Consider the following 20,268-nt stretch of genomic DNA (forward strand, 5'->3'; position numbering starts at 1 on the left):
CCGGCGAAGTTGAAATTTCGCCGGGGCCGCTTTTTTTGTTACCTGATTATGACTTGGATTATGACTTGGACTGAGACTTGACCACCTGCATCGCAGTGGCGATCAAACCGCTGATATCGCCCATGTTAGCTGGCACGATGATCGAATTATTGGTCTTCGCCAATTGCCCGAACGCCGCCACGTATTGCTCAGCCACTTTCAGATTCACTGCATCCGAACCGCCTGGCGACTGGATCGCCGCCGCGGTCTTGCGGATAGCTTCAGCGCTCGCCTCAGCAATCGACAGAATCGCCGCCGCCTGGCCTTGGGCGCGGTTGATGGACGCCTGTTTTTCACCTTCAGACTTGGCAATCGAGGCTTCGCGTTCGCCGGTCGCGATATTGATCTGTTCCTGCTTACGGCCTTCCGAGGCGGCAATCAACGCCCGCTTTTCACGCTCGGCGGTAATCTGCGCCTGCATCGCATGCAAGATTTCCTTAGGCGGTGTCAGATCCTTGATTTCATAACGCAGCACCTTGACGCCCCAGTTGGCTGCGGATTCATCAATTGCGCTGACAATCGTGGTATTGATGTGATCGCGCTCTTCAAATGTTTTATCCAGCTCCATCTTGCCGATCACCGAACGCAAGGTGGTTTGCGCCAGTTGCGTGATCGCGGCGATATAGTTGGAAGAGCCGTAGGAAGCGCGCATCGGATCGGTAATCTGGAAATACAAGATGCCGTCCACCTGCAATTGCGTGTTGTCGCGCGTGATACAAACTTGCGGCGGCACATCCAGCGGGATTTCTTTCAAGACGTGCTTATAGGCGACGCGATCGATAAACGGTACCACGATGCTCAACCCCGGACCCAGGGTTGCATGATACTTGCCTAGACGTTCGACCACCCACGCATGCTGCTGCGGCACCACTTTGATCGTTTTAGCAATAAATATAATGACAATCACCAGCAAGACTAACGAGACGCTTCCGAACATGATTTTTTTCCTTATGAATTGAAACAGTGTCATTCGCCGCAACGCGACGCATTACAACGCATTGCGGCTAGGCATGAGGCCTACTTGTGCTAATGCTGAGTGGGACTATTGCCGACAATCAGCCGGCTGCCGCGTATTTCTTGGATAAAAAACTGGCCGGCGTCCGCATTTGCCGCCGGCGCCAGTTCGACATCCCACATCGCGCCGCGATACTTGACGCGCGCCGTATATCGGCCACCTGCGCCGCCGCCCGCACCGTTGGTACCGTTGCCGGTGCCAACATCGTGCTGCCACTGCTCGACCGTGATCGCCTGGCCGATATCCAGATTGACATTGGGATCGCGCTCAGCCTTGACTTTGGTGCGGCGGCCGAATTTGCTCCGCCGCAAAATAAAGGTAGCGATCAAAGCTACCACTGCGGCAATTAATAATTGCCACTCCACGCCTAGCCCCATCAGCGCGGCGACGCCACCGACAGCCAGGCCAATCGCCACCATCAATAAATACAAGGTAGTGGTGAACAGTTCCGCCACCACCAGCAGACCAGCCGCCAACATCCACGTCACCCATCCGGCCATATGTCGCTCTCCGTTATATAGAACACGCAGTGTAATCCATTTGACAACTAGGAATACTACTAAAAACCGGCGCGCGTTGATTCATACCCAAAGCGCCAAAGCTGATGCCGACCCAATCCAGTGCTATGCTCCCACACTGTCCCATAGACGGCCATCAGCCACAGCAGCCTTCAACCAGCCATACATGAACACGATCCATCTTATTCAACAAGCATACAAGGATTTCCAGAATGGAAATGCCGGCCATGCCGAACTGTCACTGAAAAACATTCTAAAGAGTCAGCCGGAAAATTTCGATGCACTGCATATCCTCGGCGTGATCTGCGCAGCCACCGGGAAAAAAAACGAAGCGATGCAGCTGTTCGGACAAGCTCTTGCACAGGATGGCAAGAATGTCTCGCTGCATTACAAACTGGCCCGGGTGCAGTTTGAATCCGGTCAATTCGAGGCAGCGCTGGGCGCTTATGAAAAAATTATTGCCTTGGGTTATATCAAACCCGAGATTCTGCTGGCTAAAGCAGTCGCCCTGATCAATTTGCAACACCATCGGGAGGCACTGGACTGCATCGATCAAGCATTAAGCAAATGGCCGGATTACGCCGACGGCTGGTCACACAAGGGCAGCATCTTGTACCAGCTGGGGCAGTTTGAAGAAGCACTGCATTGTTTTGAGCAAGCACTATCGCTGCAACCGGCCACAGCAGACAGCTGGTACAAAAAAGGCTTGGCGCTGGACAAACTGGCGCGCTATACGGATGCGCTCGCCAGCCTTGACCGCGCCATAGCGCTAGTGCCGAAGAGCGCCGCCTACTGGCTCGACCGGGCGGTCATCCTGCATAAACTGGAGCGTTATGCCGAATCCCTGAGCGACAACGAAACCGGCCTGGCGCTAGCGCCTGACAATGCCGAAGCCTGGGGCGATCATGGCTTGACCCTGAGCCGCATGAAACGCCACCAGCAAGCGCTCGCCAGCTATCAGCGCGCCCTCGGCCTGCGAGACGAGTACGCGGACGTGCTATCGAATCAATCGTTGTCGCAACTGGTGCTGGGGCAATTCGAAAGCGGCTGGCAAAGCTATGAATACAGATGGAAGAAGGGCAATGCAGACTTTCGTCGCCATACTGAAATCCCTTTGTGGCTGGGCCAGCCAGCTATCAGCGGCAAGCGGATTCTGTTGTGGTCGGAACAGGGCTTGGGTGACACCATCCAGTTTTGCCGCTATGCCGCCCTGGTCGCGGCGCTAGGGGCCGAGGTGGTGCTGGAAGTCGATCCCGCACTGAAAACAATCGCCCAGACCATGGGTGATTTCAAAGTAATCGCCATCGGCGAACGATACGCACCAGTCGACTATCAAACGCCGTTGATGAGCCTGCCGCTGGTTTTCAAAACCGATCTGACAAGCATCCCGGCCTCACCCTCTTATTTCAAAGCGGATAGCGAGAAACAGGAAAGCTGGCGAAAACGACAGGATTTCGCCAACGGAAAACTCAAAATCGGCTTGGTGTGTTCCGGCAATGCGGGCAATACCAACGACCACAGACGCTCCGCGCCGCTGCAGGAATTTGCGCCGCTACTGCAACTGGATGGAGCGGATTTTTTTCTGCTGCAAACAGATGTGCGGGATGCGGATCAACTATTCTGCCAGCGCACCCCGCAGCTCAAGCTAGTGGCAAACGATATCTCGGACTTTGACGATACCGCAGCGATCATCGCCAATCTCGACTTGGTGATCAGTGTGGATACTTCTGTCGCCCACCTGAGTGGCGCTCTGGGCGTGCCGGTGTGGATTCTGTTGCCGTGGGTGCCTGACTGGCGCTGGTTGCTGGATCGCGAGGACAGCCCGTGGTATCCGAGCGCGAGATTGTTCAGGCAAAACCGGGCCGGCGACTGGCAAGGCGTGATGGAACGCGTAACCAGTGCGCTGAACGATTTTTAAGTATCGCCGTAAAATCGAATCAAAATAAAGTAATTATTTGACAACAATAAGAATCCACGAGAAAGTCAAATACTCCTTGACTTAAGTATCCAATTGGATACACTCGAATATGCTTGATGTCTTGCTCTCCGATGTTTTTAAAGACTGGCTTCTTGATCTGCGCGATGTCCAAGGGAAAGCCAAAATTCTGACCCGTATCAGATCAGCCAGCTATGGCAATCTTGGCGATGTTGAAGCAGTCGGCGAAGGCGTTAGCGAATTGCGCATTCATTGCGGTCCGGGTTACCGCATTTATTTCACCAGGCGCGGTAAAGCGTTGATATTACTGCTGGTGGGCGGCGACAAGTCCTCGCAGAAGAAGGACATCAAGCTTGCCAGACAAATGGCGAAATCACTGAAGGAGTGAAACATGAAACAAACATTTTCGCCGTTTGACGCTGCAGAGTTTCTGGATAACGATGAAATCATCGCAGCCTATCTTACCGAAGCGCTGGCAGACGACAATCCTGATGTGTTTATTGCCGCTCTGGGCGATGTCGCAAAAGCGCGTGGGATATCGCAAATTGCCAAGGACGCCAAGCTTGGCCGCGAGAGCTTGTATAAGGCGCTCGCACCGGGTGCAAAACCGCGCTTTGAAACCATCGCCAAACTGATCAATTCGCTTGGCGTCAAAATCGCCATAGTACCCAGCGCTCATCTGGAATCTGCAACGTTGCCATAGAGCGGCAAACTTTTCGCATCTCCAAATAAAAAACCTCCCCGCTTGAATCCAAGCGGGGAGGTTTTTCGCGTGTTGACTTAAGGCTTATTGCGCGGCTGCGAGCTTCTGCCAGGTATCGATCACCGAATCCGGATTCAAGGAAATCGATTCGATGCCCTGCTTCATCAGCCACTCGGCAAAATCAGGATGGTCCGACGGCCCCTGACCGCAAATGCCGACATACTTGCCCTTGGCGATACAGGTCGCGATGACCTTCTCCAGCAGGGCCAGGATAGCAGGATCGCGCTCGTCGAAATCGGCCGCCAGCAACTCCATGCCGGAATCGCGATCCAGGCCCAAAGTCAGCTGTGTCAGATCGTTGGAACCGATCGAGAAGCCGTCGAAATGTTCCAGGAACTGCTCTGCCAGGATCGCATTCGATGGCACTTCGCACATCATGATCACGCGCAAATCGTTTTCGCCGCGCACCAGGCCATTCTTGCCCAGCAGGCCGATGACTTTTTCTGCCTGCCCCAAGGTCCGCACGAAAGGCACCATGATCTCGACATTGGTTAAGCCCATGTCGTTACGCACCCGCTTCATCGCCTGGCATTCCATTTCAAATGCTTCGGCAAAGTCGCTCGCCAGATAACGTGCAGCGCCACGGAAACCCAGCATTGGATTTTCTTCATCGGGCTCGTAACGCGAACCGCCGATCAGCTTCTTGTACTCGTTCGACTTGAAGTCGGACAAACGCACGATCACTTTTTTCGGCCAGAATGCAGCGGCGATGGTGGCGATCCCTTCGGCCAGTTTATCGACGTAGAAAGCCTTAGGTGAAGCATGGCCGCGGGCCACCGACTCTACCGCCTTCTTCAGGTCGGCATCGATGTTCGGGTATTCCAGGATCGCACGCGGGTGCACGCCGATATTGTTGTTGATGATGAATTCCAGACGCGCCAGGCCGACGCCGCCATTTGGAATCGATTGGAAATCGAAAGCCAGTTGCGGATTGCCGACGTTCATCATGATCTTCAATGGCAGCTTAGGCAGTTCGCCACGCGCCACTTCGGTGACTTCGGTTTCCAGCAGGCCATCGTAAATCTTGCCTTCATCGCCTTCGGCGCAGGATACGGTGACCAGCGTGCCGTCTTTCAGCACATCGGTAGCATCGCCGCAGCCGACTACCGCCGGCACACCCAGCTCGCGCGCAATAATCGCGGCGTGGCAGGTACGGCCGCCACGGTTGGTGACGATCGCCGAAGCGCGCTTCATCACCGGCTCCCAGTTAGGATCAGTCATGTCGGCCACCAGCACGTCGCCCGGTTGCACTCTTTCCATTTCGGAAGCGTCATGGATCACGCGCACCGGACCGGCGCCGATCTTCTGGCCAATGGCGCGGCCGTGGGTCAGCACATTGCCGATACCCTTGAGTTTGAAACGTTGCTGGGCGTCAGTCGATTTTTCTTGCGACTTCACGGTTTCCGGACGCGCTTGCAAGATGTACAACTTACCGTCGCGACCGTCTTTGCCCCATTCGATGTCCATCGGACGTTCGTAATGCTTCTCGATGATGGTGGCGTATCTGGCCAACTCGACGATTTCTGTATCGTTCAGCGAATAGCGGTTGCGCAGCTCGATCGGCACGTCGACCGTCTTCACAGAACGGCCAGCCTTGGCTTCGCCGGTGAATTCCATCTTGATCAGCTTGGAGCCGATGTTGCGGCGGATGATCGGCAGCTTGCCCTGTTCCAGCATCGGCTTGTGAACGTAGAATTCGTCCGGATTCACTGCGCCCTGCACCACAGTCTCGCCCAGGCCGTAGCTGGAGGTGATGAACACCACATCCTTGAAGCCGGATTCGGTATCCAGGGTGAACATGACACCGGCGGCGCCGACGTCGGAACGGACCATGCGCTGGACGCCGGCCGACAACGCTACTTCGGCGTGGGTGAAACCCTTGTGCACGCGATAAGAGATAGCGCGATCGTTGTACAGCGACGCGAACACATGCTTCATGGCTTCCAGCACGTTGTCGATGCCGACCACGTTGAGGAAGGTTTCCTGCTGGCCGGCAAATGAGGCGTCCGGCAAGTCTTCAGCCGTGGCCGACGAACGCACGGCAAACGACATCTCGCTGGACGAATCTTCGACCAGGCGTTTGTAAAAGGCGTGAATTTCCTGTTCCAGACGCGGCTGGAACGGCGTTTCCACTATCCATTGACGGATCTCGGCGCCGGCTTGCGCCAATGCCCGCACATCGTCAATGTTCAGGTTTGCCAGGCGCTCGGCAATCCGGTCGGCCAGGGGCGCGCCGCCATCGGCGCTGTGCGACAGGAAATCGCGGAAAGCCTGCGCAGTTGTAGCAAAGCCGCCCGGCACCCGTACCCCCGCGCCGGCCAGCTGGCTGATCATTTCACCCAGTGATGCATTTTTGCCGCCGACGGAATCGACATCCGTCATCCGCAGATTTTCAAAGGAGATGACGTAAGCCGCCCCCTGGGTAGCACCCATCTGTATTGCATTGGACATAACAACCTCTAGTTTGATGATAAGAAATCTTCACAATTGCCTTCGCCGCCCTTGGCTTTTTGTTATTCTTCGTCAGGTAGCTTCAAATATTCAGTTGGCTGCCATTTTATGCCAATTTGGCTTCCAAAGGCGCACAAGGCGGCAGCACCCTTAACTAGAGTCCGCGCTCCGTTAAAAGTTTCTGCGCCGCTATGGGCGCTAACGCGCTTACTGGGCGCTTACTGGGTGTTTTACTGAGCGCTGCCTGGTTTTCGTGTTTTTTTATTTCATCATTTTATTTTTGACAACGCTATGCTAGATGCTGCCCCCGCCCCGCTGGTTCCTGCCAATCGCACCGTATTTTTTGTCTCCGACGGCACCGGCATTACCGCCGAAACCTTCGGCCATTCGGTGCTGACCCAGTTTGACCTGCGCTTCAAGCAGGTGCGCCTGCCCTTCATCGATACCCTGGACAAGGCCTACGAAGCAATCCGCAAGATCAACGAGGCTTGTGTGGCGGACGGCAAATTACCTATCGTGTTTTCGACGCTGGTCAAAGCCGACCTGTCAAAAGTCATCCAGCAGGCCAAGGCAATGCATATGGACCTGTTCCAGACTTTTGTCGAACCGTTGGAAAGAGAACTGGAAGTCAAGTCCACCCACACTATTGGCCGCAGCCATAACACCGCCAATACCGACGAATACAAGAACCGGATCGAAGCCATCAATTTTTCGCTGGCGCATGATGATGGCCAGTCGCACAAGAACCTGGCTGACGCCGACGTCATCCTGGTTGGCGTGTCGCGCTCGGGAAAAACCCCGACCAGCCTCTATCTGGCCATGCAGTTCGGCGTCAAGGCCGCAAATTATCCTTTGATTCCAGAAGATTTCGAACGCGACAAATTGCCAAGCGGCCTGATGCCGTTCAAGCAAAAGATTTTCGGCCTGACCATCGCTCCAGACCGCTTATCGGAAATCCGCAACGAACGCCGTCCCGGCAGTAAATACGCCGCGCTGGTAAATTGCCGTTATGAAGTGAATGAGGCGGAAAAAATCATGCGGCGCGAAGGGATACGCTGGATGTCGTCGACCACCAAATCGATTGAAGAAATTGCGGCAACGATTTTGCAGGAAATCAAGCCGGATATCCGGACTTTCTAAGCAGAGGCACAAGCAAAAGCAGCAGCTGGCTTGCTGGATTTAAGCCTGCGCCAGTGTCTGCCGCAGCTGTTCAAAAAAACATACCGCCGCTGCGGCGGCAACATTCAACGACTCCATCTGGCCACGATGTGGAATCACGACTTGTTGACTGGCCAGTTGCAATAAATCTTCCGCAACGCCCTGCCCCTCATGGCCAAACAACCACGCTAACGATACGCTCAGGTCCGCCTGATAAATACTTTGGGTGGCGTACGAACTGGTGGCAAACACCGGTATCTGCGTCGTCGCCATCAACGCCGCCAGATCGACCCCCTCAAAAATGTCCAGTATGAAATGCGCGCCCATTCCTGCTCGCAAGACTTTGGGCGACCAGGCGGATGCGCTGCCTTCGGAACAATAAATCTGCTTGATGCCGGCGGCGGCGGCGCTGCGCAAGATGGAGCCGAGATTTCCCGGATCCTGCAAGTTGTCGAGCAACACGGCCGACTGCGTCAATCCTGCCGGCGTGGCTGCCCTCGGCGTTTCAATCACAAATAACAAACCGACGCCATGCTCAACCTGGCTCAGCGCCTGATACTGGCCATCCGGCAGCACCACGCATTGCACGGCGGTGGCCTGGCATTGACGAATCACTGCGGCCGCTTCGGCATGCGTCAGTGCCGCTTCGCTGGCAACGCACAGCACCGGTTTACCGCCATGCTGCAAATACGCTTCGGTTAAATGAATCCCGTCCAACAAAGTGCGGCCGGCCTTGCGCCGCGCTTGCGCGCTGGTCGCCAGCTGCTTTAATTCCTTGTACAAGGGATTGGCGGACGAGGTAATGCTTTTCATGCCGCCGCTCCATCGGGGTTTACTGCCAGCAACGCCCGCACCGGCGCATAAGACTTGCGATGCACAGGCGACACGCCATGCAGGCGCAGCCGCTCCATATGCAATGCGGTCGGATAGCCTTTGTGCTGGTCGAAAGCGTAATGCGGATATTGTTCGTGCAACACTTGCAACGCGGCGTCGCGCGCTGTCTTGGCCAGAATCGACGCCGCCGAAATAGCTTGCACCTTATCGTCGCCCTTGATGATGGCCTCGGAACGGATGCTGAGTTGCGGACAGCGGTTGCCATCGATCAGCGCCAGCGTCGGCAGCATGGCCAATCCTTCCACCGCGCGCCGCATCGCCAGCATGGTTGCCTGCAATATGTTGAGACTATCGATTTCCGCTTCTGAGCATTCAGCAATTGCCCAAGCCAAGGCATTGGCTTTGATTTGCTCAGCCAGCGCTTCGCGCCGTTCGGCAGTCAGTTTCTTGGAGTCGCGCAGGCCGCTGATCGGCCGCGCCGGATCGAGTATCACGGCGGCAGCAAACACCGGTCCGGCCAGGGGGCCGCGGCCAGCCTCATCGACGCCGCAAATGATTTCGCCGTCGTAGGTAAAAAGAGAGAGATTTGGATCAGATAGGGTCACGGCATTCCACGAAATAGGTACGCCGGATCAGGCCGGCGAGAATCCAGATGAGCGTCAACGTTGCTTTTTATTCTGCGCATTTTGCTCAATCACTTGCAACACCGCTTGCGCACTTTCGTTAGCGGTATCGCGCAACAAGGCATGATGCATCTCGGTAAAGCGTTGTCGCAACATCGCCTGGCGCGCAGGGTCTTCCAGCTGCTGCCAGAGCGCATCCGCCAACGCCTGCGGCGTTGCGGCGTGCTGCAGAAGCTCCGGCACCAGAAATTCACGCGCCATGATATTCGGCAAACCTATCCACGGCTGGTAACTCATATGGCGCAGGATTTCCCAAGTGGCGCGCATCATTTTGTAGGCGATCACCATAGGCTTCTTGTACAGGGCGACTTCCAGCGAGGCGGTGCCAGAGGCGACCAGCACCGCATCTGCGGCAGCCATGGCAGTGTGCGACTGGCCATCCAGCAACTGGATAGGCAGATCCTGCAAACCGGCCTGGCTGACCAGCTCGCTAAAGAATTTGCGTTGTTTCTCGCCCGCCATGGGAGCGACGAAACGCATGCCAGGATCGCGCTGCGCCAGTATTTTTGCAGCCTGCACAAAGGCGATTGTATTGTGTTTCAGCTCGCCCATGCGGCTGCCAGGCATGATCGCCACCACCCGGCCATCGGCCGGCAGGCCAAGCACGCTGCGCGCCGCGGCAACATCCGGCACCATCGGAATCACTTGCGCCAGCGGATGGCCGACGTAAGTTACCGGAATCCCCGCTTTGCGATAGATCTCTGCTTCAAATGGAAAGATGACCAGCATATGCGACGCCGCACGCGCGATCTTCTTGATACGGCCGCCGCGCCAGGCCCAGATCGAAGGGCCTATAAAATGCACCGTGGGAATGCCGGCCTGACGCAACTGTGCTTCCAGGCCGAAGTTGAAATCCGGCGCATCGACGCCGATAAACACACTCGGCTTTTCCGCCAGCAGGCGATCGCGCAGCGCGATCTGGATGCCCTTGATCTCGCGGTAGTGAGCAAGTACTTCGAACAAGCCGTTGACCGATAGCTTTTCCATCGGCCAGTCGCTGACAAAACCGTATTCAGCCATCTTGGCGCCGCCGATGCCATACATGGGCGCATCCGGCAAATGCGGACGCAGGCCGGACAGCAAACGGCTGGCCAGCAAATCGCCGGAGGTTTCTCCGGCGACCATGGCGATTGCTACGTTGGAGTCAGTGTCCGCCATATCAGCGGATGATGCCACGCGTAGAAGCGGCGATGAAATCACGCATCAGCCTCAAATATGCAGCGGATTCAGGCGTTTTCAGCTCTTCCTGCGCCAACACGGCCATGGCGTCGTCCAGCGCCAGGCCGGAACGATAAATAGTCCGGTAAGCACGCTTGATCGCCATGATTTGCTCGCTGCTGAAACCACGACGCCGCAGGCCTTCGCTATTGATCCCCGCAGGTTCGGCGCGGTTACCCGCGGCTGTCACGAACGGCGGAATATCCTGGCTGACAGCGGCAGTGAAAGCTGTCATCGCATGGGCGCCGATACGGCAAAACTGGTGCACGGTGGTAAAACCGCCGAGCAATACCCAGTCGCCTATGTGCACATGTCCCGCCAGCGTCGCGTTATTGGCGATCGTGGTATTACTGCCAATCTGGCAATCATGCGCCACGTGGACATAGGCCATGACCCAGTTATCGTCGCCGATACGGGTGACGCCGCCGTCCTGCACGGTACCGAGATTGAGAGTGACAAACTCGCGAATGGTGTTGCGGTCGCCAATCTCCAGACGGGTTGGCTCGCCGGCGTACTTCTTATCTTGCGGCACCGCGCCAATCGATCCGAACTGGAAAATCGAATTGTCGCGTCCGATCGTGGTGTGCCCTTCGATCACGGCATGCGGGCCGATCTTGCTGCCGGCGCCGATAGCGACATGCGGGCCGATCACCGTATAAGCGCCGACTTCCACGGAACTGTCGAGGGCCGCCTTAGGATCGATGACGGCCGTAGGGTGAATGCGCGTCATTGAATCACTCTGCCGGGCTGGCGTCCACCACCACAGTCGCAGCTGCGCCGGGACTGACAGCGGTGCGCATGGTGCACATGAATTCCGCTTCCACTGCCATTTCACCATCGACACTGGCAACCGCCTTGTATTTCCAGATACCGCGCACTACGCGCACGATTTCAACCTGCAGCTTGATCTGGTCGCCAGGTTCTACAGGGCGGCGGAAACGGGCTTTGTCGATGCCAAGGAAATACACTACGGTATTTTCATCCGGCTTGCGGCCTTCGGTCAGAAATGACAGCAAAGCGGCGGTTTGCGCCAATGCCTCGATGGTCAAGACGCCTGGCATCACCGGTTTATTGGGGAAATGGCCGTTGAAAAACTCTTCATTGATAGTGACATTCTTGATCGCAGTGATCGACTTGCCACTTTCCCAATTCAATACGCGATCAACCAGCAACAGCGGATAACGATGCGGCAGGTAAGTTTTGATCTGATTGATATCTAGCGTTTGGCTTGGACTATTCATTATCTTTTTCGGTAAGCTGTTGCGGTAACTGTTTAATGGATTTTTCCAGAGACCGGATTTTCTCACGCATTGTATTCAGATTGCGTACCAAGGCAGCAGATTTTTCCCAATCGCCGTGTTTTGCAATCGGATAAAAACCGGTGTATTGGCCCGGTTCGGAAATCGAGCGCAATGCCAGCGTCCCCGCTGACACATGCACATGATCGACGATGGTAATGTGGCCATGGATCATCGCCGCCCCGCCTATCGAGCAATATTTACCGATTGTGGCGCTGCCGGCGATGCCGGCGCAAGCTGCAATCGCAGTATGGGCGCCGATATGGCAGTTATGGGCGATCTGGATCTGGTTGTCCAGCTTGACCCCTTCTTCAATCACGGTATCGGCCAAAGCGCCGCGGTCTATGGTGGTATTGGCGCCGATTTCGACGTCGTCGCCGATCAATACCCGGCCGGTCTGGGGAATCTTGACCCAGACTCCGCCGTCATTGGCAAAACCGAAACCATCGGCGCCGATCACCACACCGGAATGGATGATGGCGCGCTGGCCAATCTGGCACGCGTCATAAATCGTGACATTAGGATACAGCCGACTTTCTGCGCCGATGCTGACGTCCCGGCCAAGCACGCAACCGGCCCCGATCCGGACGTTTTCACCAATCGAAGCGCCAGCCTCGATAACCGCGTTGGCGCCGATAGAAGCAGTCGCAGCGACATGGGCGGCAGGATCTACATTGGCTGCCGGATGAATTCCAGGCGGCACCGGGATGGCATTTTTTGCAGCAAACAACTGCGCCGCCCGCGCAAAATACGCATAGGGATTGGCCGCGACAATACGCGCACCGTGATAATCGGCGCCGACCGCTGCATCATCTGCTGCAGACAAAATGATCGCCGCCGCCTGAGTTTGCGACACCTGGGAACGAAACTTGGGATTGGACAGGAAGGTGATCTGTGATGCGCTGGCGTCGCTCAGTGGCGCGATGCCGGATACCTGGATATCCGCATCACCGATCAATTGGCCACCCAAGCTAGCGACCAATTCTTTTAGCCGAATGCTCATACTGTGGCCTTAACAGAATCTGGATTTATGCAAAATCCCGCCAGCAGCGTTATGCCTCCTAGCTGTACATCCGTACTATCGTCGTCGGCATGCCTTGCTGGCGAAATTTTGCATAAATCCAGGGAGTGAATTTATTTATTGAGAATCTTCAACACTTTGTCAGTGATATCGATACGCGGGCTGACATACACCCCGCCCTCCTGGAACACCATATCGTATTTTTCCGCTTCAGCAATCTGCTTGATCGCCTTGGTCGAACGTTCCAGCACAATCGCCAGTTCTTCGTTGCGGCGCTGGTTCAGATCTTCGCGGAACTCACGTTGCTTGCGTTGAAAATCCTTGTCCAGATCGCTCAGCTCGCGTTGGCGTTTGATCCGCTCGGATTCCGAAATCACGGCCGAATCCTTGTCCAGCTTGTCTGCCATGTTTTTCAGGCGGGTAGCCTGATCTTGCAGATCTTTGTCGCGCTTGGAAAACTCGGCTTCGATTTTGGTTTGTGCAGTCTTGGCCGGTGTCGCTTCACGCAAAATGCGCTCGCTGCTGACGAAGGCGATTTTCGAGCCTTCATCAGCATGCGCCGGCGCCACCGACAATATGCACATCGCCAGCAAGCCGGCCGATGGCAATGATGTAAATATTTTAATTAGAGATTTCAACACTGTTCTCCGCAATTCAAATGATGCAACTTGTGCATTATGCCATTCTTGCCAGGAACTGCAATTGTGCAGTATCCCGACGTTTTAGAAGCCGGTACCCAACTGGAACTGGAACGACTGCTGCTTATCGGTCGGTTTCGCATTCAAAGGTTTGCCGTAACTGATTTTCAACGGGCCGATAGGTGACACCCAGCTCAAACCGATACCAGTAGAATAACGCAACTCACTCAACTGCATCGGCGACTTGTCTGCATACACCTGGCCACCATCGAGGAAGGTGAACCAGCGCAAGGTGCGGTCGTTGCCGGAACCAGGGAACGGGAATTGCGCTTCCAGGTTGCCGAACAAGCGCGACGCGCCACCCATGGAATCGCCGTACTGGTCGCGGTTGGTGCCTACGCCCAGGGTCGAGCCTTCAAATCCACGCACGGTGCCGATACCGCCGGCATAGTAGTTCTTGAACACAGGGAACGGCTTGCCGCCGATGCCGCGGCCATAGTCGATTTCGCCGTTCGCAGCCAAGGTCACAGCATTGCTGAACAAAGGCTGGAAGTACTGGTGCTGATAGCTGGCACGGTAATAGCGCAAGGTGCCGACTGCGGAAACTTCAAGACTGGCGCGCTGATAGCGGCCCTTGGTTGGCACCAGTGCACTGTCGCGGCTGTCGCGCTGCCATGCTGCCGTCAGCGGGAAACTGTTGGTAGTCGCTGCCGACGGGCTGCTCAAGACCTTATAGCCCAGGCCGCTGTCGACCAGTTGGCCGTTACCGAAGTCGCTGACATATTGCTGATAAAGCAGCGGGCTGGAGGCGTCGGCCTTGACGTTGGTGTTTTCGATACCGACGCCGAAGAACACCGTATCCAGCTCCGAGAACGGCACACCGAATTTGATATCGCTACCGATGGTTCTTACCTTGTAGTCACCGGTGGTGTACTGCGACGGGCGCACGGTACGGTAGTAGACATCGTAGGTACGGCTGATGCCATCATCGGTAAAGTAAGGATTGGTTTGCGACAGTGCAACCACCCGCGAGTAGCTGCTGGTATTGACATCCAGGCCGATGGTATTACCGCTGCCGAAAGCATTCTGTTGCTGGATCGAGCCAGACAAACTCAATTTATCCGTTTGCGAAAAACCGGCGCCAACCTGGATATTACCGGTCGGCTTCTCGGTCACCGCCATGTTGATATCCACCTGATCGGAAGTGTTCGGCACTTCCGGCGTTTCGATGGCGACGTCCTTAAAATAGCCAAGGCGGTCAACCCGGTCGCGCGAAAGCTTGATCTTCGAACCGTCATACCAGGAATCTTCAAATTGACGGAATTCGCGGCGCACCACTTCATCGCGCGTCTTGGTATTGCCGGCAACGTTGATGTGGCGTACGTACACGCGCTTGCCGGGGTCGACCAAAATGGTAAACGCCACTTCTTTGGTTTCGCGATTCAAATCCGGATTGGCGTTGACGTTAGCAAATGCATAGCCGAAATTACCCAGGCGCTCCGACATCTTCTTGGTACTGTTGTTGAGCTTTTCACCGTTGTAGATGTCGCCCTTTTTCAGCTCCATCAGCGCACTGAGTTCGCTCTCACGGCCAAACATCTCGCCTTCCATCTTGATGTCGGAAACCTTGTATTTCTCACCTTCATTGATATTGACGGTGATGTAGATATCTTTCTTGTCCGGGGTAATCGAAACCTGGGTCGACTCCACTTGCATTTCGATATAGCCGCGGTTCAGGTAATACGAACGCAAGGTCTCGATATCACCCGACAATTTCTCTTTCGCGTACTGATCCGCCTTGGTGTACCAGGTAAACCAGCCTGGCGAACGCAGTTTTATCTGGTCGCGCAGAGTGCCGTCAGAAAACGCCTTGTTGCCGACGAAACGGATTTCCTTGATGCGCGATACTTCGCCTTCATCCACCGCGAACGTGACGTTGACCCGGTTACGTTCGATAGGGGTAACAGTAGTAGTCACCTTCATGCCGTACAGGCCGCGTGACAGGTATTGTTTCTTCAATTCCTGTTCAGCGCGATCGACCTGGGCTTTATCGAAAATGCGCGATTCGCCAACGCCGATTTCTTTCAATGCCTTGGTCAGTTGATCTTTATCGAATTCCTTGATGCCGGAAAAATCGACGCCGGCAATTGACGGCCGTTCTTCCACCATGACCACCAGCACATCGCCTTCGGACTCAACCCGGACATCCTTGAAGAAGCCGGTCGCATACAATGCCTTGATCGCTGCCGTACCTTTCTCATCGGTGAAGGTTTCACCGACGCGCACCGGCAGGTAACTGAAAACGGTACCTGCCTCGGTACGTTGAATCCCTTCGATGCGGATATCCTTGACCACAAACGGCTGTACCGCCAGCGCTTGGCCCGAACACAGGGCAAAGGCAGCAGCAGCAATCAAACGACGGGGAAGAATCGACAAAGGGAAGTGCTCAGAATGTAATTTCATTAGCGATCGTTTTTTATCAATGTCCTTGCCTGCCACGATTGTCAGACAAGAGAGCGGAACTTAAAATATGAGCCGAACGATGTCGTTAAACATGGCGACCATCATCAACGTCATCAGAATACCGATACCTGCGCGCTGTGCAATTGCACCAATCCGCTCAGGAATGGGGCGTCCAGTCAAAACTTCCAGCGAATAATACAGCAAATGGCCACCATCTAGAACCGGAATAGGCAGCAAATTCATGACGCCCAGACTGATGCTGATGAAGGCGATAAAGCTCAGATAGCTGAATGCGCCGATACGCGCAGTCTGGCCTGCGTAGTCGGCAATGGTGATAGGACCGGTGATATTTTTCCAGGAAACCTCGCCGATCACCATTTTACCCAGCATCTTGAGGGTCAAGACACTGCCGTCCCAGGTCCGCTGGGCGCCCTTGGCCAGCGCCTGCAGCGGCGGGCTGCTGACCAGGATCATTTCCGGCGCCATCGGCATTTCGACCTTAATCAAGCCGATTTGCCCATTTTTGCCGGCTTGCGCTTGCGGCGTCACGCTCAGGGTGAAACTATTGCCGTTTCGCAAACCTGCAAGAGTCAGCGGTTTGCCTGGCGATGCGTTGACCTTATCGACGAAAGCGACGCCATCGGCAACCGGCTCGCCATTCACGCTGGTAATCAGATCGCCTTCATGCAAGCCAGCCTGCATGGCAGGGCCGCCCGGCAGGATTTTGCCGAGGACCGCTTTGGCGCGCGCCAGCTTGATACCTAATTTTCCAAGAAAATCGCCTTCAAGATCCTTCGCCGTCAGCCCGTCTATCGGCAAATTAACGGTATCGAGCAAATTGCCGCCTGTCGGGCCGGCATTGGGCTTGCGGATGTCGAGCTTGATCGGCGTCTTATCGATCACTCCCTGCAGCACTTTCCAGCGCAACTCGGACCAGGCCTGGATCGCGTCGCCGTTCACCGCCGTAATTAATTCGTCGCCGCGCAAACCGGCCTGATAGGCCGCAGTCTGCTCAGCGACGGCGCGCACTCTTGGCGTAGGCTCCATCTCGCCATAGCAGTACAAACCGGCAAATAATAAAATGGCAAGGATGAAATTGGCCAGAGGGCCGGCCACCACGATCGCCATGCGCCGCCATACTGACTGGCGGGTAAATTCGCGTCGCAGTTCTTGCGGCGGCAAACCGCTCACGTCTTGCTCGCGAGCATCGAGCATCTTGACGTAGCCGCCCAAAGGCAGGATGGAAATAGCCCATTCGGTTTGATCGGGGCCAAATTTGCGCGAGAAAACAATCTTGCCCATCCCCACCGAAAAGCGCAGCACCTTGACGCCGCACAAACGTGCGACCCAATAATGGCCAAGCTCGTGGATGATGACCAGGGAGCCAAGTGCGACAACAAATGCCAGGATAGTTTGCAGGAAGGCCATTGAGTGCTATGCGATCAGGAAATCAAGGAATGAACTGTTTGGCGCGCCAGAAGATCCTGCTCAAGCAACGAATCGATATCGCTTACCGCGCACAGCGGCAATTTATCCACGGTGCGCGCTATCAATTGATCGATCATGCGAAAGCCGATTTTTCCATCTAGAAAAGCTTGGACCGCGATTTCATTCGCTGCGTTCAATATTGTTGCTGCCGAACCGCCGGCTCGCAATGCATCATACGCGAGTTTCAGACAGGGAAAACGCTGCAGGTCGGGCCGGCTGAATTGTAACTGTCCGACCACGGTCAGATCGAGCGGATTGACGCCGGACGCCATCCGCTCCGGATAAGCGAGCGCATAGGCAATCGGGGTGCGCATATCGGGGTTGCCCAATTGCGCCAGGACCGAACCGTCAACATAAGAAACCATGGAGTGAATCACGCTTTGCGGATGAATCACCACCTCGATCTGATCAGCCGAGGCGCCGAACAGCCAATGCGCCTCGATCACTTCCAGGCCCTTATTCATCATGGTCGCGGAATCGACCGAAATCTTGCGTCCCATGACCCAGTTCGGATGGGCAATCGCCTCCTCTGGCGTGACGGACTCCAAAGTCTCCACGGCCCGGTTCAGGAACGGCCCGCCGGAAGCGGTCAGCAATATTTTCGCCACCCCAAGTGCCGCCGGCTGACGCTGATAGCCATGCGGCAAACACTGGAAAATCGCATTGTGTTCGCTGTCGATAGGCAACAGCACGGCGCCGCTTTGTGTCACTGCATCGATGAACAACTGCCCCGACATGACCAAGGCTTCTTTGTTCGCCAGCAGGATTTTTTTGCCGGCCTTGGCGGCAGCCAAAGTCGGCGCCAGACCTGCCGCGCCGACGATTGCCGCCATCACCGCATGACACGCCTCGGCGCTAGCCACCTGAGATAACGCCGCAGCACCATACAGCACTTCGATTGCAGGCGCTTTGTCCCGCAACAAGGCGCTTAGCTGCTGCGCCGCCGCCGCGCTGCCCACCACTGCCAGTTGCGGCTTGAAGCGCAGGCATTGCTCAGCCAGTTGTTCAACCCGGCTGTGCGCGGTCAGGGCGTATACCGAATAGCGTTCGGGATGACGCGCCAGTACATCCAGCGTCGACATGCCGATCGAACCGGTGGAGCCGAGAATAGTAATATTTTGCATACGACCTAAAACCAAAAACTCAATAATGCGGCCAAGGGCAATACCGGTATCAGCGCATCGACCCGGTCCAGCACGCCGCCGTGACCAGGCAGCAGATTGCTGCTGTCCTTGATGCCGGCCCGGCGTTTCAGTAGCGATTCAAACAAATCGCCGGCCACACTGGCGGCTACCAGAACTGTCGCTGCCGCCAGCAATCCAGCCCAACCCCAGCTAGCCAGCAAACGCATCGGGAACGTCTCGGCCAGCGCAGGCGCCAGGCTAAACCCGAATACCATGATCAGCACCAGGATCCAGCCGCCGAGCGCCCCTTCCCAAGACTTGCCGGGAGAAATCGAAGGCGCCAGCTTGTGCCGGCCGAATGCTTTACCGGAAAAATAGGCGCCGATGTCCGCCACCCAAACGATCACCAGGACCGACAACAGATATAGCGGCGATTGATGAAACAGCACCACAATCGCCAGAAAGCAGCCAAAAATCGCGATGGCGTAACTGCCGGCAACCAGCCGGTTGCCGAAGCTGCTCAAGGCCGGCAGGCCCAGACCTAAGGCCGGCACAAAGCGCAAGCACCAGATTGCCACGCAGAGTACAAACAATAAACGAATATTGGGACCGCTGCCGGTGTACATGATGGCGCCGAACAAAATCAGCGCAGCCAGTCCCCAGGCCAGAGCGGCTTTGGCGGAAGCGCCGAAGATCCTGGCGCTTTCCCAGATGGCTGCTGCAAAAAAGAGCGTCGAGACGACGACGAATGCGGGGAAATAATTGAAGTACAAGATCGGCAGCAAGACTGCCAATAAAAGCAAGGCCGTGATGACACGCGTTCTTAGCATCAGGAAGCCTGCTCCAGCAATTGTGCACTGGTGCGCCCGAAGCGACGCTCCCGCTGCTGATAAGAGGCAATTGCCTTGTCCAGCTCGTCAGCGCCGAAATCCGGCCAATAGGTATCGGTAAAATACAGCTCGCTATACGCCAGTTGCCACAGCAGGAAATTGGAAATGCGTTGCTCGCCGCCGGTACGAATAAACAGATCCGGTTCAGGCGCATAGGCCATGGCCAGGTGCTGCGCCAATTCTTCTTCTGTGAAGGCGGCAGGATCCTGGCCGGCGCCGGCGCCAGGAACAGCTGCCCCGCCGCGTGCCGCCAGCATTTTTTGCACTGCCTGCATCACATCCCAGCGGCCGCCGTAGTTAGCGCAGACGGTGACAGTCATGGCAGTGTTGCCGGCGGTCTTACGCTCAGCGTTGTCGATCATTTGCTGCAGCTTGTCATCGAAGCGGCTTAAATCGCCGACCACTTTCAGGCGAATGCCGTTGGCGTGCATCTTGCCCACTTCGCGTTCCAGCGCCACCATGAACAAACGCATCAGCAGCGACACTTCATCGGCTGGCCGGCGCCAGTTTTCCGAGCTGAAGGCGAACAGCGTCAGGTATTCGACGCCACGTACGGCACAGGCTTCGACCACCGCGCGCACCGCCTCGACGCCCTTGCCGTGACCGGCAACGCGCGGCAAAAAGCGACCGGTCGCCCAGCGGCCGTTGCCGTCCATGATAATGGCAACGTGCCGTGGCACGGACGGACTTGCTGGCAGTGATTGCGTGGAACTTGTATGAGCCATAGATAA

The 20,268-nt window shown here is 56.0% G+C and carries 19 protein-coding genes; 4 read left to right on the plus strand and 15 right to left on the minus strand.

All coding sequences use genetic code 11. The features are described from left to right. Window positions 1–58: 58 nt before the first annotated feature. Both VNZ60_RS01120 and VNZ60_RS01125 read right to left on the minus strand, forming a co-directional pair. Entirely contained in the window at window positions 59–976 is a 918-nt protein-coding gene (locus VNZ60_RS01120; protein ID WP_325656347.1) for an SPFH domain-containing protein, read from the minus strand. 89 nt (window positions 977–1,065) lie between these two features. Further along, the gene (locus VNZ60_RS01125) at window positions 1,066–1,554 is read right to left on the minus strand and encodes an NfeD family protein (RefSeq protein WP_325656349.1); all 489 of its coding nucleotides are present in this window, start codon (window positions 1,552–1,554) and stop codon (window positions 1,066–1,068) included. A gap of 184 nt (window positions 1,555–1,738) precedes the next feature. On the opposite strand from VNZ60_RS01125, the gene VNZ60_RS01130 reads away from it, so the two are divergent. The 3 genes from VNZ60_RS01130 (at window position 1,739) to VNZ60_RS01140 (ending at window position 4,211) form a co-directional block, all read left to right on the plus strand. Further along, the gene (locus tag VNZ60_RS01130; protein ID WP_325656351.1) at window positions 1,739–3,490 is read left to right on the plus strand and encodes a tetratricopeptide repeat protein; all 1,752 of its coding nucleotides are present in this window, start codon (window positions 1,739–1,741) and stop codon (window positions 3,488–3,490) included. Window positions 3,491–3,599: 109 nt separating this feature from the next. Continuing rightward, on the plus strand, window positions 3,600–3,896 hold the full coding sequence (locus VNZ60_RS01135; RefSeq protein WP_325656353.1) for a type II toxin-antitoxin system RelE/ParE family toxin: 297 nt from the start codon (window positions 3,600–3,602) through the stop codon (window positions 3,894–3,896). Window positions 3,897–3,899: 3 nt separating this feature from the next. Beyond that, window positions 3,900–4,211, plus strand: a complete 312-nt coding sequence (locus tag VNZ60_RS01140; RefSeq protein ID WP_325656355.1) for an addiction module antidote protein — start codon at window positions 3,900–3,902, stop codon at window positions 4,209–4,211. 84 nt (window positions 4,212–4,295) lie between these two features. Here VNZ60_RS01140 and ppsA read toward each other — a convergent pair whose 3' ends face one another. Then, window positions 4,296–6,653, minus strand: coding sequence for a phosphoenolpyruvate synthase (ppsA, locus tag VNZ60_RS01145; RefSeq protein WP_325656427.1), 2,358 nt, complete (start codon window positions 6,651–6,653; stop codon window positions 4,296–4,298). Window positions 6,654–7,013: 360 nt separating this feature from the next. Here ppsA and ppsR point away from each other — a divergent pair, with 360 nt between their 5' ends. Then, window positions 7,014–7,862, plus strand: a complete 849-nt coding sequence (ppsR, locus tag VNZ60_RS01150; RefSeq protein ID WP_325656357.1) for a posphoenolpyruvate synthetase regulatory kinase/phosphorylase PpsR — start codon at window positions 7,014–7,016, stop codon at window positions 7,860–7,862. Window positions 7,863–7,901: 39 nt separating this feature from the next. Here ppsR and VNZ60_RS01155 read toward each other — a convergent pair whose 3' ends face one another. The 12 genes from VNZ60_RS01155 to uppS form a co-directional block, all read right to left on the minus strand. Further along, a complete protein-coding gene (locus tag VNZ60_RS01155) occupies window positions 7,902–8,693 on the minus strand; it encodes a TrmH family RNA methyltransferase (RefSeq protein ID WP_325656358.1) in 792 nt (263 codons plus the stop codon). After that, on the minus strand, window positions 8,690–9,319 hold the full coding sequence (gene rnhB / locus VNZ60_RS01160) for a ribonuclease HII (RefSeq protein ID WP_325656360.1): 630 nt from the start codon (window positions 9,317–9,319) through the stop codon (window positions 8,690–8,692). Before rnhB ends, VNZ60_RS01155 begins: the two co-directional genes overlap by 4 nt. 54 nt (window positions 9,320–9,373) lie before the next feature. Continuing rightward, entirely contained in the window at window positions 9,374–10,555 is a 1,182-nt protein-coding gene (gene lpxB, locus VNZ60_RS01165) for a lipid-A-disaccharide synthase (protein WP_325656362.1), read from the minus strand. 1 nt (window position 10,556) lies between these two features. After that, window positions 10,557–11,345, minus strand: coding sequence for an acyl-ACP--UDP-N-acetylglucosamine O-acyltransferase (lpxA, locus tag VNZ60_RS01170; RefSeq protein WP_325656363.1), 789 nt, complete (start codon window positions 11,343–11,345; stop codon window positions 10,557–10,559). Window positions 11,346–11,349: 4 nt separating this feature from the next. Beyond that, entirely contained in the window at window positions 11,350–11,856 is a 507-nt protein-coding gene (gene fabZ, locus VNZ60_RS01175; protein WP_325656365.1) for a 3-hydroxyacyl-ACP dehydratase FabZ, read from the minus strand. Further along, the gene (lpxD, locus tag VNZ60_RS01180; protein WP_325656367.1) at window positions 11,849–12,916 is read right to left on the minus strand and encodes a UDP-3-O-(3-hydroxymyristoyl)glucosamine N-acyltransferase; all 1,068 of its coding nucleotides are present in this window, start codon (window positions 12,914–12,916) and stop codon (window positions 11,849–11,851) included. Before lpxD ends, fabZ begins: the two co-directional genes overlap by 8 nt. 131 nt (window positions 12,917–13,047) lie before the next feature. After that, window positions 13,048–13,518 carry an OmpH/Skp family outer membrane protein gene (locus tag VNZ60_RS01185; protein WP_414648753.1) on the minus strand — a complete coding sequence of 157 codons (471 nt, stop codon included), beginning with the start codon at window positions 13,516–13,518 and terminating at the stop codon, window positions 13,048–13,050. 138 nt (window positions 13,519–13,656) lie between these two features. Next, window positions 13,657–16,035 carry an outer membrane protein assembly factor BamA gene (gene bamA / locus VNZ60_RS01190; RefSeq protein ID WP_325656370.1) on the minus strand — a complete coding sequence of 793 codons (2,379 nt, stop codon included), beginning with the start codon at window positions 16,033–16,035 and terminating at the stop codon, window positions 13,657–13,659. Window positions 16,036–16,095: 60 nt separating this feature from the next. Then, window positions 16,096–17,463: an RIP metalloprotease RseP gene (rseP, locus tag VNZ60_RS01195; protein ID WP_325656371.1), complete on the minus strand. Its 1,368-nt coding sequence runs from the start codon at window positions 17,461–17,463 to the stop codon at window positions 16,096–16,098. Window positions 17,464–17,477: 14 nt separating this feature from the next. Beyond that, the gene (gene ispC, locus VNZ60_RS01200) at window positions 17,478–18,647 is read right to left on the minus strand and encodes a 1-deoxy-D-xylulose-5-phosphate reductoisomerase (RefSeq protein ID WP_325656373.1); all 1,170 of its coding nucleotides are present in this window, start codon (window positions 18,645–18,647) and stop codon (window positions 17,478–17,480) included. 5 nt (window positions 18,648–18,652) lie between these two features. Further along, a complete protein-coding gene (locus VNZ60_RS01205) occupies window positions 18,653–19,477 on the minus strand; it encodes a phosphatidate cytidylyltransferase (protein ID WP_325656375.1) in 825 nt (274 codons plus the stop codon). Next, window positions 19,477–20,262 (minus strand): polyprenyl diphosphate synthase, encoded by a 786-nt coding sequence (gene uppS, locus VNZ60_RS01210; protein ID WP_325656376.1) that lies wholly within the window; start codon window positions 20,260–20,262, stop codon window positions 19,477–19,479. The genes VNZ60_RS01205 and uppS overlap by 1 nt, the downstream gene beginning before the upstream one ends. Between the last annotated feature and the right edge of the window lie 6 nt (window positions 20,263–20,268).

The sequence above is a fragment of the Collimonas sp. genome (genome assembly GCF_035566375.1).
Taxonomy (GTDB): Bacteria; Pseudomonadota; Gammaproteobacteria; order Burkholderiales; family Burkholderiaceae_D; genus Collimonas.

Excerpts from the sequence above, each read along its gene's own strand:
- VNZ60_RS01120 (WP_325656347.1), bottom strand. The coding sequence starts at position 976 with ATGTTCGGAAGCGTCTCGTTAGTCTTGCTGGTGATTGTCATTATATTT.
- VNZ60_RS01125 (WP_325656349.1), bottom strand. The coding sequence starts at position 1,554 with ATGGCCGGATGGGTGACGTGGATGTTGGCGGCTGGTCTGCTGGTGGTG.
- VNZ60_RS01130 (WP_325656351.1), top strand. The coding sequence starts at position 1,739 with ATGAACACGATCCATCTTATTCAACAAGCATACAAGGATTTCCAGAAT.
- VNZ60_RS01135 (WP_325656353.1), top strand. The coding sequence starts at position 3,600 with ATGCTTGATGTCTTGCTCTCCGATGTTTTTAAAGACTGGCTTCTTGAT.
- VNZ60_RS01140 (WP_325656355.1), top strand. The coding sequence starts at position 3,900 with ATGAAACAAACATTTTCGCCGTTTGACGCTGCAGAGTTTCTGGATAAC.
- ppsA (WP_325656427.1), bottom strand. The coding sequence starts at position 6,653 with ATGACGGATGTCGATTCCGTCGGCGGCAAAAATGCATCACTGGGTGAA.
- ppsR (WP_325656357.1), top strand. The coding sequence starts at position 7,014 with ATGCTAGATGCTGCCCCCGCCCCGCTGGTTCCTGCCAATCGCACCGTA.
- VNZ60_RS01155 (WP_325656358.1), bottom strand. The coding sequence starts at position 8,693 with ATGAAAAGCATTACCTCGTCCGCCAATCCCTTGTACAAGGAATTAAAG.
- lpxB (WP_325656362.1), bottom strand. The coding sequence starts at position 10,555 with ATGGCGGACACTGACTCCAACGTAGCAATCGCCATGGTCGCCGGAGAA.
- lpxA (WP_325656363.1), bottom strand. The coding sequence starts at position 11,345 with ATGACGCGCATTCACCCTACGGCCGTCATCGATCCTAAGGCGGCCCTC.
- fabZ (WP_325656365.1), bottom strand. The coding sequence starts at position 11,856 with ATGAATAGTCCAAGCCAAACGCTAGATATCAATCAGATCAAAACTTAC.
- lpxD (WP_325656367.1), bottom strand. The coding sequence starts at position 12,916 with ATGAGCATTCGGCTAAAAGAATTGGTCGCTAGCTTGGGTGGCCAATTG.
- VNZ60_RS01185 (WP_414648753.1), bottom strand. The coding sequence starts at position 13,518 with ATGTGCATATTGTCGGTGGCGCCGGCGCATGCTGATGAAGGCTCGAAA.
- bamA (WP_325656370.1), bottom strand. The coding sequence starts at position 16,035 with ATGAAATTACATTCTGAGCACTTCCCTTTGTCGATTCTTCCCCGTCGT.
- rseP (WP_325656371.1), bottom strand. The coding sequence starts at position 17,463 with ATGGCCTTCCTGCAAACTATCCTGGCATTTGTTGTCGCACTTGGCTCC.
- ispC (WP_325656373.1), bottom strand. The coding sequence starts at position 18,647 with ATGCAAAATATTACTATTCTCGGCTCCACCGGTTCGATCGGCATGTCG.
- VNZ60_RS01205 (WP_325656375.1), bottom strand. The coding sequence starts at position 19,477 with ATGCTAAGAACGCGTGTCATCACGGCCTTGCTTTTATTGGCAGTCTTG.
- uppS (WP_325656376.1), bottom strand. The coding sequence starts at position 20,262 with ATGGCTCATACAAGTTCCACGCAATCACTGCCAGCAAGTCCGTCCGTG.